At 70.4% G+C, this 13,827-nt stretch carries 12 protein-coding genes; 2 read left to right on the top strand and 10 right to left on the bottom strand.

Features of this window, described 5'->3' with window-relative positions; all coding sequences use genetic code 11:
• Nucleotides 1-275: 275 nt before the first annotated feature.
• From hydA to OG746_RS16385, 6 genes are all read right to left on the bottom strand, one after another.
• Entirely contained in the window at nucleotides 276-1,682 is a 1,407-nt protein-coding gene (hydA, locus tag OG746_RS16410) for a dihydropyrimidinase (protein ID WP_266715347.1), read from the bottom strand.
• Nucleotides 1,683-1,707: 25 nt separating this feature from the next.
• Complete coding sequence (locus OG746_RS16405; protein ID WP_266715346.1) at nucleotides 1,708-2,550, bottom strand: nitrilase-related carbon-nitrogen hydrolase; 843 nt, start codon at nucleotides 2,548-2,550, stop codon at nucleotides 1,708-1,710.
• Nucleotides 2,551-2,660: 110 nt separating this feature from the next.
• Nucleotides 2,661-4,205 (bottom strand): PucR family transcriptional regulator, encoded by a 1,545-nt coding sequence (locus OG746_RS16400; RefSeq protein ID WP_266715345.1) that lies wholly within the window; start codon nucleotides 4,203-4,205, stop codon nucleotides 2,661-2,663.
• 91 nt (nucleotides 4,206-4,296) lie between these two features.
• Nucleotides 4,297-5,571: an aspartate aminotransferase family protein gene (locus tag OG746_RS16395; protein WP_266715344.1), complete on the bottom strand. Its 1,275-nt coding sequence runs from the start codon at nucleotides 5,569-5,571 to the stop codon at nucleotides 4,297-4,299.
• Between the two features lie 204 nt (nucleotides 5,572-5,775).
• Nucleotides 5,776-7,071, bottom strand: coding sequence for a hypothetical protein (locus tag OG746_RS16390; protein WP_266718995.1), 1,296 nt, complete (start codon nucleotides 7,069-7,071; stop codon nucleotides 5,776-5,778).
• Between the two features lie 115 nt (nucleotides 7,072-7,186).
• On the bottom strand, nucleotides 7,187-7,438 hold the full coding sequence (locus tag OG746_RS16385; protein WP_266715343.1) for a helix-turn-helix domain-containing protein: 252 nt from the start codon (nucleotides 7,436-7,438) through the stop codon (nucleotides 7,187-7,189).
• 62 nt (nucleotides 7,439-7,500) lie between these two features.
• Between OG746_RS16385 and map the strand changes: the two genes are divergently transcribed.
• Nucleotides 7,501-8,268: a type I methionyl aminopeptidase gene (map, locus tag OG746_RS16380; protein ID WP_266715342.1), complete on the top strand. Its 768-nt coding sequence runs from the start codon at nucleotides 7,501-7,503 to the stop codon at nucleotides 8,266-8,268.
• Nucleotides 8,269-8,491: 223 nt separating this feature from the next.
• On the opposite strand, the gene ggt is transcribed toward map, so the two are convergent.
• Nucleotides 8,492-10,312 carry a gamma-glutamyltransferase gene (gene ggt, locus OG746_RS16375; RefSeq protein ID WP_266715341.1) on the bottom strand — a complete coding sequence of 607 codons (1,821 nt, stop codon included), beginning with the start codon at nucleotides 10,310-10,312 and terminating at the stop codon, nucleotides 8,492-8,494.
• 103 nt (nucleotides 10,313-10,415) lie between these two features.
• On the opposite strand from ggt, the gene OG746_RS16370 reads away from it, so the two are divergent.
• Nucleotides 10,416-11,183, top strand: coding sequence for a hypothetical protein (locus tag OG746_RS16370; protein WP_266715340.1), 768 nt, complete (start codon nucleotides 10,416-10,418; stop codon nucleotides 11,181-11,183).
• Between the two features lie 203 nt (nucleotides 11,184-11,386).
• On the opposite strand, the gene OG746_RS16365 is transcribed toward OG746_RS16370, so the two are convergent.
• From OG746_RS16365 to OG746_RS16355, 3 genes are read right to left on the bottom strand one after another with little or no spacing between them, the layout of a single operon-like run.
• Nucleotides 11,387-12,256, bottom strand: coding sequence for an amino acid ABC transporter permease (locus OG746_RS16365; protein WP_266715339.1), 870 nt, complete (start codon nucleotides 12,254-12,256; stop codon nucleotides 11,387-11,389).
• A complete protein-coding gene (locus OG746_RS16360; protein ID WP_266715338.1) occupies nucleotides 12,253-12,897 on the bottom strand; it encodes an amino acid ABC transporter permease in 645 nt (214 codons plus the stop codon). Before OG746_RS16360 ends, OG746_RS16365 begins: the two co-directional genes overlap by 4 nt.
• 11 nt (nucleotides 12,898-12,908) lie before the next feature.
• Nucleotides 12,909-13,820 carry a glutamate ABC transporter substrate-binding protein gene (locus OG746_RS16355; RefSeq protein WP_266715337.1) on the bottom strand — a complete coding sequence of 304 codons (912 nt, stop codon included), beginning with the start codon at nucleotides 13,818-13,820 and terminating at the stop codon, nucleotides 12,909-12,911.
• Nucleotides 13,821-13,827 lie beyond the last annotated feature (7 nt).

Below are 13,827 nucleotides of genomic sequence, written 5' to 3'. Positions count from 1 at the left end.
CACCGGCTTCCTTCCAGTCCTGGGCGAGCGACCACGCGTACCGATTCGCCGGCCGGGACGACGCGATCGCTCCGCCCCAACACTGACGGCGGACCACGCGCTTCAGGGTCCGCTCCATTTGCGTGGACAAGCTGATCGCCGCGTGGTCGCCTTTGCGTACACGACGCCCCCGACAACCACCGTCCGTGCGGCCGGTTCCGACCGCACGAGATGGTCTTGGCAACTACCGGGTCGCGCGCAGGGGGGACCCGTCAATATGGCCAATCCAACAGCCTCTACTCCAGGTACTGACACGTCCCCCGCGGCATGTACACCCCGTGCCCCGCCCGCCCCGTGAACTCCCGCTCCGTCACGACGAGTTCACCCCGGGACAACACTGTCTCGACCCTCCCCGTGAGCCGCTTGCCCTCGTACGCCGAGTAGTCGACGTTCATGTGGTGGGTCTCGGCCGAGATGGTCTGCTCGGCCGCCGGGTCGTAGATCACGATGTCCGCGTCCGCGCCCGGCGCGATCGTCCCCTTCTTCGGGTACAGGCCGAACATCCGCGCCGGAGTGGCGCACGCGATCTCGATCCACCGCCGCCGCGAGATGTGCCCGTCGACCACGGCCTGGTGGAGCAGGTCCATGCGGTTCTCGACGCCCGGCATCCCGTTCGGGATCTTCGAGAAGTCGCCGCGGCCCAGCTCCTTCTGCCCGTTGAAGCAGAAGGGGCAGTGGTCCGTGGAGACGACCTGGAGGTCGTTCGTGCGCAGGCCCCGCCACAGGGCCGCCTGGTGCTCCTTCGGGCGAAGGGGCGTGCTGCACACGTACTTCGCGCCCTCGAACTCCGGCTCCGCCAGGTTGTCCGTCGACAGGAACAGATACTGCGGGCAGGTCTCGCCGAAGACCGGGAGGCCCTCGTCGCGGGCCCGCGCCAGCTCCGCGAGCGCCTCCTGCGCCGACACGTGCACCACGTACAGCGGCGCGCCCGCCACCTGCGCCAGCTTGATCGCGCGGTGCGTCGCCTCCGATTCCAGGAGGGACCTGCGGACCTCGCCGTGGAAGCGCGGGTCGGTCTCGCCGCGGGCCAGCGCCTGCTCGACCAGGACGTCGATCGCGATGCCGTTCTCCGCGTGCATCATGATCAGGCCGCCGTTCTCACCGGCCCGCTGCATCGCCCGCAGGATCTGCCCGTCGTCCGAGTAGAAGACGCCGGGGTACGCCATGAACTGCTTGAAAGAGGTCACCCCCTCCCCCACCAGCAGATCCATCTCCTTCAGCGTGTCGTCGTGCACATCGGAGACGATCATGTGGAAGCCGTAGTCGATGGCGCACTGGCCGTCCGCCTTGGCGTGCCAGGCGTCGAGGCCCTCGCGCAGCGACCCGCCCTTCGACTGGATCGCGAAGTCGACGATCGTGGTCGTGCCGCCCCAGGCCGCGGCCCGCGTACCCGTCTCGAAGGTGTCGGCGGCGTAGGTGCCGCCGAACGGCATCTCCATGTGGGTGTGCCCGTCGACGCCGCCCGGGATGACGTACTTCTGCGACGCGTCGATCGTGCGCGCGTCCGTCCAGGACGCGGCGGCGCTGCTGCCGGTGGCCGCGAGGGCCGCGACGCGGCCGTCCTCGATGAGGACGTCGGCGTGCATCTCGTCGGCGGCTGTGACGACGAGACCGCCGCGGATGACCGTACGGACGGCGCTCATGTGCTCCTCCTGAGGGCTGCTGCGGTTACGGGCGGGTCAGGGGCTCGTACGCTTGCGGGTTGCGGTCGCGGTAGAACTGCCAGCGGTCGCGGACCTCGCGCAGCTTCGCCATGTCGAGCTCGCGGACGACGAGTTCGGGCGCCTTGTCGTCGGCGACCTCGCCCACGAACCGGCCCTCGGGGTCGACGAAGTACGACGTACCGTAGAAGTCGTTGTCGCCGTACTCCTCGACGCCGACCCGGTTGATCGCACCGACGAAGTACTCGTTGGCGACCGCGGCCGCCGGCTGCTCCAGCTGCCAGAGGTAGCGGGACAGGCCGCGCGAGGTGGCCGAGGGGTTGAAGACGATCTGGGCGCCCTCCAACCCCAGTGCGCGCCAGCCCTCCGGGAAGTGCCGGTCGTAGCAGATGTACACGCCGATCTTGCCCACCGCCGTGTCGAAGACCGGCCAGCCGCTGTTGCCCGGGCGGAAGTAGAACTTCTCCCAGAAGCCCTTGACCTGCGGGATGTGCGTCTTGCGGTACTTGCCGAGGTAGCTGCCGTCGGCGTCGATCACGGCGGCCGTGTTGTAGAGGACGCCCGGCTGCTCCTCCTCGTAGACGGGGAGGACGAGGACGATGCCGTGTTCGCGGGCCAGGGCCTGGAAGCGCTGGACGACCGGTCCGTCCGGCACCGACTCCGCGTACTCGTAGAACTTCGCGTCCTGCACCTGGCAGAAGTACGGGCCGTAGAACAGCTCCTGGAAGCAGAGGACTTGGGCGCCCTGGGCGGCGGCGTCGCGGACCGCCTGCTCGTGCACCTTGATCATGGACTCTTTGTCGCCGGTCCATGCGGTCTGGAAGATGGCGGCGCGGATCACGGGGCTCATCGGACCTCCCTGAGAGGGGGTTGCACTGTGTGGTGTCGACGATAGGGAGCGGGGAGCGGCACCGCCGAGTCGCAGCGTGTCACGCGCGGGGCCGCGGGCGTTGCACGGTGTCACGGGCCCGACTGCGCGTCGTGCGCGAGCAGGGCCAGATGGACGGACGCGGCCTGCTCGAAGTCGTCGAGGTCGACGCCGAGCAGTGTCTGGATGGACTGGAGGCGGCGGTAGAGGGCGGGGCGGCTCATGTGGGTGAGCTGGGCGGTGCGGGACTTGTTGCGGCCGGTGGTGAGGTAGCCGCGCAGGACCGGGAGGAGTTCCGCGGCGTCCTCGGAGGCCAGGATGGCGTCCAACTCCCGTTCCGAGAAGGCCTGTACGCGAGGGTCGTCGCGCAACTGCCGTACGAGACCGCGCAGTCGTACGTCGCCGATACGGACCACCGGAGGGAGACCGGGCGGCGCGCCGGTGACGGCGTCGGCCACGTGCAGGGCCTCGCGCAGCGCCTCCGGCACGTCCTCCCAGGCGGTACTGGCGGGGCCGGCCGCGACAAGGGCCCGCGCGTCACCGGTCTCCGCGCGCAGACGGTCGGCGAAGTGCGCGGCGAGGGCCTCCGGCGCCTGGTCGCGGGCGAGGCTGAGGAGGACGGCGGTGGAGTACTCGGCGAGTTCCGCCACGAGGCCCGACAGCCCCAACAGGCGCAGCAGACGGACTAGTTGGGCCGGTGAAGTGTCGCGTACGACAAGAGGAAGGAACGTGCGGCGGTTCACCGGGAGGCCCGCCGCGCGTGCGCGGGGCAGCAGGCCGCGGGCCGGTGCGCCGCCCGCGAGAAGATCGGCGAGCAGACAGCGGGCCGACTGCTCCTCCCAGCTCGGTCCGGAGCCCGACAGCAGGTGGTGCAGCACCAGGGCCTCCGCCGCACGGTCCGCGAGCAGCCGCCCGGACGAGCCGTCACCGCGGTGCCCGCACAGCACGACGGAGCCCCAGCGTTCGCCGCGCCCGCCGAGGTCCGCGCGGATCCAGCCCTCCCCGTCGACCCCGCCGGGCTGCCGGGCGATGCGGTCCCAGTCGCGCAACACGTCGTCGACGGCGGGGTGTTCGCCGGCCGTGGCGAGGACGCGGTGGGCGAGGTTGGTGAGGACGACCGGGCAACCGCTGTGCGCGGCGATCTCGTCGAGCAGCCCCTGCAGCGGGGCGCCCGCCGTGATGAGACCGGTGAGCGAGGTACGGATGCCCTCGGAGAGGCTGACGGCGGCGAACTTCCTTCGTACGAGCCGGGATTGCACCTCCTCGGTCAACTCGGCGAAGGGGAACGGGCGGTGCAGCACCACCATGGGCAGCCCGTGCCGTTCGGCGGCCCGCCGCATTCCCTCCGGGGAGGACGGGAAGGCGCGGCCGAGGCCCAGGACGAGCGCGGCGGCCTCCGCGCGGTGCAGGGAGTCGATGTACTCGGCCTGCAGCCGCTCGTCGTCCGCGAGCAGGACGCCCGTGGTGAGGATCATCTCGCCGCCGCTCAGCATCACGCCCACGTCCGCGGCCTCGGCCACGTGCACCCAGCGGACGGGGCGGTCGAGGTGCTCGGCCGCGGCGACCACCTCCGGTTGGCCGGCGGCGATGCGGTCCAGGGCGAGTATTTGGCGGACGGAGAGGGTGTGGGCGGACATGTGCTGAGGGTCTCCCTCGTGTTGCACGGTTACCCGGCGAGCGGTCGCGCGGCTCTGCCCCGGACCCCGCGCCTCAATCGCCGGCGGGGCTTCAATGGAGCGCCCGCTCCAAAATCCCCGCCCCCTCCTCCGCCTCCGCCACCGTCAACGACATCGGCGGAGCGATCCTCAGCACGCTCGAATCGTGGCCCCCGCCCTTGCCGATCAGAAGCCCCCGCGCCCGGCACGACTCGATGACCTCCGCCGCATCCGGCCCCGGCCCCTCCAGCTCGATGCCGATCATCAGGCCACGCCCCCGCACCTCCCGAACGCCGGGCGCGCTCGCGGCGATCGCCCGCAGTCGCTCGATGAGGAGTCCACCGACCCGCCGGGCGTTGCCCTGGAGGTCGTGTTCGAGCAGGTACGAGAGGTTGGCGAGGCCCGCCGCCATGGTGATCGGGGAGCCGCCGAACGTCGAAATGGAGTTGGCGTCAAGGCAGTTCATGACGTCACCGCGGGCGACGACGCCACCGATCGACATGCCGTTGCCGATGCCCTTGGCGAAGGTGAGGATGTCCGGCGGTCCCGACTGCGCGTGTGCCTGCCAGCCCCAGAAGTGCTCGCCGGTGCGGCCCCAGCCGGTCTGCACCTCGTCCGAGATCCACAGGATGCCGTGCTCGCGCAGGACGTCGCGGAAGGCGGCGTACAGGCCGTCGGGCGGGGAGGTGAAGCCGCCGACGCCCTGGATGGGTTCGGCGATGAGCGCCGCCACGTTGCCACGGGTCTGGCCGAGCATGTCCCGCAGGTCGGCTACGCAGGCGTCGATGAACTCGGCGTCGGCCAGGTGGGCGTAGGGGCCACGGCCACGTACACCCCCGTGCACGTACAGCGTCTGGAGCGGGGACAGGCTCGTCGGCGACCAGCCCTTGTTGCCGGTGATGCCGACCGTGGAGAACGAGCGGCCGTGGTAGCTGTTGCGCATCGCCAGGATCTGGTTCGAGCGGCGGTACGCGGTGGCGAGCATCAGCGCCGTGTCGTTGGCCTCGGTGCCGGACGTGGTGAAGAAGACGCGGGCGTCCGGGATTCCGGACAACTGGGCGACGCGCTCGGCGAGTTCGACCATCGGCCGGTTCAGATAGAGCGTCGAGGAGTGGACGATCCGGGAGGCCTGTTCGCTCACCGCCTTCGTGACCTCGGGCAGCGCGTGCGCCGTCATCGTCGTGAGGATGCCGCCGAAGAAGTCCAGGTACTTATTGCCCTCGGCGTCCCAGACGTGCCGGCCCTCGCCGTGCGTGAGCTCGATCGGCTCGTCGTAGTACAGGGCCAGCCAGTCCGGCATGACTTCGCGGTGGCGGTCGTGCAGAGAGGCTCGGGAGGGGGTGGTCATCGGCAGCACTCCTTCTTCCTTACGTCTCTACTTCTCTACGCACATACGTCTCCGCGTACGCCTCTGCGCGCACGTCCACGTATGTCTCTACGCACGTAGAACAGCGGTAGAGGGACGAACGTAAGCCTCAACGGAGGGCTTGCCAAGGGCATCGTCGGCAACCCGCTGGATCGGGGCGCCCCCGGCACCCGTGCGGGTGACGGTTCAGTGTGCGAGGCCCGCGACGCGCAGCGCGTGCACCACGTCCCAGTACCGCTCCTCGGAGACCCGCCGCGCCGCGTCCAGGAGCAGCGGGACGAGCCGGTCGGGGGCGCCGCGCGCGGTGTGGGCGGCCTCTTCGGGGGTGCGGCCGCGGACGTACGCGTCGAGGAGGGTGCGGACCTCGTGGTGCCGGCCCTCCTCGTCGAGCCGGTGCACCGCGGCGCCGAACTCGGCGGGCGGGCTGCCCATGCCCTGGCGCAGCAGCTGCTGCCCGTCGGCGGTGCGGCCGGCCGCGACCAGCGCGTCGACGGCGGCGACGAGACGGTCCAGCGGCAGCGACGCGGCCTCCCACAGCAGGGTGGCCCAGTCGGCGCCGAGCCCGGACCGCGTCAACTCCGCCGCGAACAGCGGGAAATGGGCGGCGGGCCCGGCGGCGGCTTCCACGAGGACCATGTGCGCCTCGCCGCTGCGGCCCTCGACGCGGTGGCGGGCGAGGAGGGTGACCGTCGCGGACACGTCGGCGTGGGCGGTGGCGTCGGCCGGGGGCGGGGCGGGGGCCACCTCCTCCTGCTCCGCGGCGGCGCCGGCGAACCGGGCGCCCGTGGGAGTGGCGGCGGGAGCGGGGGCCGCGGCGACCTCCGTCTCGGGCTCGTCCACCGGCATACCGGCGAACCGCGCGCTGCCCCGGGGTCGGCGTTTGCGCTCCTTGGCGGGCGCCGGGCGGGGCGCCGACGGGGCCGGGCGAGCACCGGGTACGGACCCTTCCGGCCCCGCAGTCGCATCCGCAGCCGCACCCGCAGGGGTTGGCCCCAACTCCGCGAGCCGCGCACCGAGTTCGGCGATCCGTGCCGTCGCCCGCTCGTGATCGTCGCGCACCCACGCCAGGTCGAAACGGACGGCGTCGGCCGCCTCGTCGACGGCGGATTCGAGGCGGGCACCGAGTTCACGGAGGCGCCGCTCGGCGTACCGCCGCTCGCGCACCATCACGTCCATCCGGTCGGCGAGCAGCGCGCGTGCGCCGGGCCCCGCGTCGTGGGCGCGCGCGGACGCGCGATGCAGGGCGCGGGCACGGGCCGCCTCACGCTCGGCATGCTCGGTACCCGTCGCCGACGCGAGGTCCTTCAGGAGCGCCTCCACCACGTCCCACGGCGGCACTTCACTGCCGTCGAGGCAGGCCCGCATGCCCTCGGGGTCCCGCTGCCAGAAGACGCCGCACCAGCCGGCGCGTTGGTCGAGCCGGGCGTTCAGGCCCTGCAGATATGTCGCGAAGTCCCGCACCCGGTCCGGGAGTTGTCCCACTTCCGCCACGCGCCCCGCCGATCGTCGCACTCCTGGAGCCTTACGCTCCGGAAGCAAACACCTCCCGTGTTACGGGGGTGCTACGCGCACTTTTCGACACGGACACCGGCACCGGTCAAGCGGGCGCCAGGGCGCAGTGCGCCATCAGCTCGTCCATGGAAAGGCCCAGCTCACGGGCGAGCACGGCGACGGTGAAGAAGGCCGGGGTCGGCGCTCGACCCGTCTCGATCTTGCGCAGCGTCTCGACGGAGATGCCCGCGCCCGCGGCCACCTCCGTCATGCTGCGCCCGAGCCGCGCCTCGCGCAGCAGCCGGCCGAGGTGCTCGCCACGTTCGCGCTCTTCGGGGGTCAAGGGGGTTCGGACCATGCCCCCACTCTACCCGAGACCCCATTTTTGTACCGGATTTAAATACCGGTATAGTTATTGGCATGGTGGAACTCAAGACGGATACACAGATCGACGCGATGCGGGAGGCGGGCCGGGTCGTGGCCGACGCCCTCGCCGCGGTACGCGAGCACGCTGCCGTGGGCGTGAGCCTGCTGGAGCTCGACGAGGTGGCACACGACGTGCTGCGCAAGGCGGGCGCGGGCTCCCCCTTCCTCGGCTACCGGCCGAGCTTCGCGCCCACACCGTTTCCCGCCGTGCTCTGCGTGTCCGTGAACGACGCGATCGTGCACGGCATCCCGACCAAGTACCGGTTGCGGGACGGGGACCTGGTCTCGGCCGACTTCGGGGCGGAGCTGGACGGGTGGGCGGGCGACTCCGCGATCAGCTTCACGGTGGGCAGGGCACGGCCCGAGGACGTACGACTCGTGGAGACGGCCGAGCGGGCACTCGCGGCCGGGATCGCGGCGGCGGTCGTCGGGAACCGGATCGGGGACATCGCGCACGCGATCGGGACGGTGTGCCGGGAGGCCGGATACGGGATTCCGGAGGACTTCGGCGGGCACGGGATCGGTCGGCGGATGCACGAGGATCCCGGGGTGCCGAACGAGGGGCGGGCCGGGCGCGGCATGGTGCTGCGGCACGGCATGGCGCTGGCCATCGAGCCCATGGTCATCGGGGGTGGTGGTGACGGCTACCACGAGGCGTCCGACGGTTGGACCCTCCGCACGAACGACGGCTCCCGCGCCGCCCACGCGGAACACTCCGTGGCGATCACGGAGGCGGGCCCCCGCATCCTCACGGCTCGCTGAACCGGGCCCCGGGGCTGGAGCCACCGCAAGGGGTGCGCGGCACCGGGGCGCCGCCTTGCCCACCCTGCCGCCCCAGGCGGCAGACTGCCCAAGGCGGCTGACGGCCGAGCGCGGCGGCGGGTGAGCAAAATTCAGCCCCGCCGGCGTTTGAGGCGCGGGGTCCGGGGCGGCGCCCCGTGGCGTGAGGGCGGGTGACCGCCAGGCCACGGGGGCCGCCCGTGCGCTACTTCGTGGGTGTCACCACCATCGCCGAACCGCCACCCCTGCGTACCTTCTCCGCCGCGGCGAGCCACTTACCGCCGGGCAACCGCTGCACACCGGTCGCCGCCCCGATCTCCGGGTTCTCCTTGAAGGAGTGCCCGATGGCCTCGAGCTCACCCCGCACTCCACTCCCGTACAGCCCCGGCTCAAGCTCCGTCTGCGCCGCGTTCCGCTGACTCGCCCGCGGCGCCGCAATCGCGTCGACCAGCGGCAGATCACGGTCGAGGAACCCCGTCAGCGTCTGCAACACCGTGGTGATGATGGTGGCCCCACCGGGCGACCCGACCGCGACCACCGGCTTGCCCGTCTTGTCGAGCACGATCGTCGGCGCGATCGACGAGCGCGGACGCTTCCCGGGACCCGGCAGGTTCGGGTCGTGGACGTCGGCGCTCGCGGGCGCGAACGAGAAGTCCGTCAGTTCGTTGTTGAGCAGGAAGCCGCGCCCCGGCACGGTGATGCCGCTGCCGCCGGTCGACTCGATGGTGAGCGTGTAGGAGACGACGTTGCCCCACTTGTCCGCCGCCGTGAGGTGCGTGGTGTTCTCACCCTCGTACGTCGTCGGCGCCGCCTTGTCCCCGGCCTCGCCGCACTTTCCGGGGTGCCGCGGGTCACCCGGAGCGAGCGGGCTCTTGAGCACCGCGTCGTCCTTGATGAGGCACTCGCGCGAGTCCGCGAACTTCTGCGAAAGCAGACCCTTCGTCGGCACGTCCTCGAACGCCGGGTCGCCCACCCAGCGCCCCCGGTCGGCGAACGCCACACGGCTCGCCTCGATGAAACGGTGCAGGTACTGGACGTCCGACGCCTTCGACAGGTCGGTGTTCTCAAGGATGTTGAGCGCTTCACCGACACTCGTGCCACCGGACGAGGACGGCGCCATGGAGTAGACGCCGAGGCCCCGGTACGAAGTCCGGGTCGGCGCCTGGAACTTGGCGCCGTAGGCCGTGAGGTCCTTCGCCGACAGCTTTCCGGGGCGCGCGTTGTATCCCGAATCCGGGTTCACCGGCGGCTTGTTGACCGTCTTCACGACGTCCTTGGCGATGCTGCCGCGGTACAGCGCCCCGATCCCGTCCCGGCCCAACTGCTCGTACGTGCGCGCCAGGTCGGGGTTCTTGAACGTCGAGCCGACCGCCGGGAGCTTCCCGCCCGGCAGGAACAGCTTCGCCGTGTCGGGGAAGTTGCGGAACCGGGCCTCGTTGGACGCGGTCTGCGAGCGGAACGTGTCGTCGACCGTGAAGCCGTCGCTCGCCAGCTTCGTGGCCGGCTTCAGCACCGAGCCGAGGCCCCTGCTCCCCCACGCGTCGAGCGCCGACTGCCACGTGGCAGGTGTCCCCGGCGTACCGACGCTCAGCCCGCTGGTGACCGCGTCGTTGAAGGCGAGCGGCTTGCCGTTCTCCAGGAAGAGGTCGGAGCCGGCCGTCAGCGGCGCCGTCTCGCGGCCGTCGATCGTGTGGACCTTGCGGGACTTGGCGTCGTAATAGACGAAGTAGCCGCCGCCACCGACCCCGGACGAGTACGGCTCGGTCACACCGAGGGCGGCCGCGGTGGCGACCGCGGCGTCCACCGCGTTGCCCCCGCGCTTGAGTACCTCGATGCCGGCCGCGGAGGCGTCCTTGTCGACGCTCGCCACCGCGCCGCCGGAGCCGACCGCGACCGGCTCCTTCACGGGCGTGGCCGATGTCACGTGCGTATCCGGAACGGACGAAGGCGGAGCCGCGGCACCAACCGCCACCATGCTGCCCAGCGCGGCGAAGACCGACAGATTCCGCACAACTGAACGTCTCATCAGTACCTCCGGTCAACAGGCGTCAGCGCAGCGTAACTTGATCGGACCGCGCCGTCAGGACCCCCTCGAACCCCGGTCGAACATCCCGCTAGAGTGCGCCCCCATGACTGAAGACGTGCGCAACATCGTCCTCGGCCTGATCGCGGCGGGCATCAGCGCCTCGCTGGGCTGGCTCGCCCGTACCTACCTGTGGCGGCGCAAGCTCCGCCGCAAGCAGGCCTTCTTCGGGCTGCCCGACAACTCCGAGTCGCTGCTCGTCGTGAACCGCGACGCGGGCGGCCCCGAGCTGACGGTGAAGCGCCACGACGTCTTCGCCCTTCTCGAACTCTCCGCGCTCATCAAGGACTGCAACGCGCACGCCCAGGTCGTCGCCCACGACACCGCGCAGCAGGGCTTCGGGGAGCGTACGGAATTCTGTGTCGGGGGTCCGGCGTCCAACAGACGCATGGCCGCGCACATGGTCAGCCTGCTGCCCGGCGTCCGGGTCAACACCGACCCCGAGCCGGGCCCCGACCGCGGCGCCTTCCAGATCGGCTCCGAGCGCTACCGCCTGGAGCCGAGCAGAACCGAATACGTACTCCTGGCCCGTCTGACCGCCGGTCCCGCCACACCCGAGGCGAGGCCGGTGTTCCTGTTCTGCGGGCAGCTGCCGATCACCAACCAGGCCGCCACGCGCTATCTCGCCCGCCACCACGAGCGGCTCGCCCGCAAGCACGGCAACAACTCCTTCGTCCTGCTGCTGAAGGTCGTGAACTCCGGGGCGTACGGGCCCGACGTCGTCGAGCTGGTCGACGACGTCACCAAGGCGGCCGAGGCCCCACTGCCCGCCGCGCCGGCCAATGGCGGCCGCGCCGCGCACCGCGCCAAATAGACCGCACCGAAGGGCGCCCGAAACCAAGGAGAGCGGCACCCCCGTCGCGTACGAATGCGACAAGGGCCCGCTCATCCTCGGCAAGCAGGCACGTCCCGACCGGCACGCTGCAGCTGACCTTCTCCCACACGGACACACGAACTCCGTGAAGCAGTGATCTCCGGCTGCCGCTGGGCGGGGACGGGCCGATGCTTTCGTTTCGGCTACTGCGTACCTGGCAGCAGCGTCCCTGGCTCGGCCGGGGCGACATCAGCCGCCTCCGTCTTGGGGTTGCGCCGCTGGCGCTTGGCCACCCACTGGGCGAACCAGGACAACACCATGCACATCCCGATGTAGATAGGTGAGATCACCATCACCACAGGGATGAAGGGCAAATCGTAGTCGAGGTTGGAAGCGATCAGTTTTCCGGCGTGGAGGAACTCCTCATAGGTGATGAGATACCCGAGCGACGTGTCCTTCAGGGCCACCACCAACTGGCTGATGATGGCGGGCAGCATGGCCCGCACCGCCTGAGGGACGAGCACATGCGTCATGACCTGCGTCTTGCGCATGCCCAGCGCGTACGCCGCCTCGCGCTGCCCGCGCTCCACCGCGTTGATGCCCGAACGGAACACCTCGGCGAGCACGGAGCCGTTGTAGAGCGTCAGGCCGGCGACGAGCGCGGCCAGCGGCTCCATCTTCAGGGCCACGTAGATGAAGAAGATCATCACCAGGACCGGCATGGCGCGGAAGAACTCGACGAACAGCGTCGCGATCCAGCGCACCGGCTTGTGGTCGGAGAGCCGCCCCACGGCCAGGAGCGTGCCGAGCACGAGCGAGAGGACGGCCGCCATGGCGAAGGCCTTGAGCGTGTTGCCGAGCCCGCGCAGGAGCAGCTCCTGGATGCCCGTGTACTCGAAGGGCATCCACTTCGTGTACGTGAACTGGTCGGTGTCGAAGAGCAGGTACAGGATCCAGCCGACCAGGGCGAGCACGATGAGCGTCGAGACGGCGCCGTACATCTTGTGCCGGCGTTCGGTCTTCGGGCCCGGGATGTCGTAGAGGGCGGTGGCGTCGTGCCGCAGGGCCTTCATCGGGCGAACCCCCAGCGCTTCTCGAGGAAGTTGAACAGGGCGCTGATGGCGAGCGTGATGATCAGGTATCCGATCGCGATCCAGACGAAGGTCCAGATGATGTTGTAGCCGAGCTCGCTGAGCGTCTTGTAGGTGCCGAGCAGCTCGACGACGCTGAAGGCGCCCGCGATCGCGGAGTTCTTGGCGAGCGCGATGAGCGTGGAGCCGATCGGCGGGATCACGGACCGGAAGGCCTGCGGCAGGATCACATGGGTCAGGGTCTGGCCGAACGTCATGCCGAGGCTGCGGGCCGCCTCGCCCTGCCCCTTGGGCACCGTGTTGATGCCGGAGCGCACCGCCTCGCAGATGAACGCCGAGGTGTAGCAGCCGAGCGCGAGGATCGCGAAGACCGTGAACGGCAGGACCAGACCGAAGCGCGGCAGGCCGAGCAGCACCGCGAAGAACAGCAGCGTCAGCGGGGTGTTGCGCAGCACGGTGACCCACGCGGTGCCGAAGGCCCGGAAGGATCCGACGGGCGCGACCCGGAACGAGGCCATGAGGAATCCGAGCACCAGGGCCAGGACCGACGCGAAGACGGTGAGTTCGACGGTGCCGAGGAAGCCCTTCCAGTACAGCGAAAAGTTGTCGGTCAGGACATTCATGGGACGCCTCCTCAGTTCGCCGGGTAGCGGTCGATGGCGGGCGGTTTCGGGGCCGGCTCACCGGACAGGCCGAGCGTCGCCTCGTACGCCTTCTTCCAGTCGCCGTTCTTCTGGCGGGCCTCGATGGCGTCGTCGATGGCGAACCGCAGCGCGTTGTCCTTCTTCGGGACCCCGATGCCGTACGGCTCCTCGGAGAACGGCTTGCCGACGAGCTTCATCTCCTCCGGCACCTTGGCCGCGTAGCCGAGCAGGATCGCGTCGTCGGTGGTGACCGCGTCGACCTGGTAGGTCAGCAGGTTGTCGACGCAGATCGAGTACGTGTCGTACGCGACGAGCTCGGCCTTCGGGTAGTCGGCCTTGATGCGCTGATACGGCGTGGAACCGGCTGCCGAGCAGACGCGCTTGCCCGCGAGGTCGCCCGGACCCTTGATGTCCTTCTCGTCGGTGCGCACGAGCAGCGACTGTCCCGCCATGTAGTACGGGCCCGCGAAGCCGACGATCTTCTTGCGGAGATCGTTGATGGTGTACGTGCCGACGTAGTAGTCGATCTGCCCGTTCTGCAGGGCCGTCTCGCGGTTCGCCGACGCGATGGTCTTGAAGCGGATCTTCTTCGGGTCGAGGCCGAGGGAGGCCGAGACCATCTTGGCGATCTCGATGTCGAAGCCCGTGTACGTGCCGTTCGCGGGGTTCTTCTCACCGAGGTAGGGCTGGTCCTCCTTGGCCCCGACGATGAAGTGGCCGCGCTTCTCCGCCTTCTTCCACGTCGGGGAGTCGGGCAGCGAGAACCCTTGCGCGATCTGGTACTTGGGGAGCTCCGCGGCCGACGGTCCCTTGACCGGCGGGGCGCCCTCCTTGCCGCAGGCGGTGGCGGCGAGGGCCACCGCCGCCATGGCGGCGAGCAGCCGTAGCGACTTGGCGATCATGTGCTGG

The sequence above is a fragment of the Streptomyces sp. NBC_01016 genome (assembly GCF_026341035.1).
In the GTDB taxonomy this organism is placed as follows: domain Bacteria; phylum Actinomycetota; class Actinomycetes; order Streptomycetales; family Streptomycetaceae; genus Streptomyces.
This window is presented reverse-complemented; position numbering and strand designations above follow the sequence as displayed.

Coding starts and splice junctions, on each gene's coding strand:
- OG746_RS16355 (WP_266715337.1), bottom strand. CDS start 13,820: ATGATCGCCAAGTCGCTACGGCTGCTCGCCGCCATGGCGGCGGTGGCC.
- hydA (WP_266715347.1), bottom strand. CDS start 1,682: ATGAGCGCCGTCCGTACGGTCATCCGCGGCGGTCTCGTCGTCACAGCC.
- ggt (WP_266715341.1), bottom strand. CDS start 10,312: ATGAGACGTTCAGTTGTGCGGAATCTGTCGGTCTTCGCCGCGCTGGGC.
- OG746_RS16365 (WP_266715339.1), bottom strand. CDS start 12,256: ATGAAGGCCCTGCGGCACGACGCCACCGCCCTCTACGACATCCCGGGC.
- OG746_RS16385 (WP_266715343.1), bottom strand. CDS start 7,438: ATGGTCCGAACCCCCTTGACCCCCGAAGAGCGCGAACGTGGCGAGCAC.
- OG746_RS16360 (WP_266715338.1), bottom strand. CDS start 12,897: ATGAATGTCCTGACCGACAACTTTTCGCTGTACTGGAAGGGCTTCCTC.
- OG746_RS16370 (WP_266715340.1), top strand. CDS start 10,416: ATGACTGAAGACGTGCGCAACATCGTCCTCGGCCTGATCGCGGCGGGC.
- OG746_RS16395 (WP_266715344.1), bottom strand. CDS start 5,571: ATGACCACCCCCTCCCGAGCCTCTCTGCACGACCGCCACCGCGAAGTC.
- map (WP_266715342.1), top strand. CDS start 7,501: ATGGTGGAACTCAAGACGGATACACAGATCGACGCGATGCGGGAGGCG.
- OG746_RS16405 (WP_266715346.1), bottom strand. CDS start 2,550: ATGAGCCCCGTGATCCGCGCCGCCATCTTCCAGACCGCATGGACCGGC.
- OG746_RS16400 (WP_266715345.1), bottom strand. CDS start 4,205: ATGTCCGCCCACACCCTCTCCGTCCGCCAAATACTCGCCCTGGACCGC.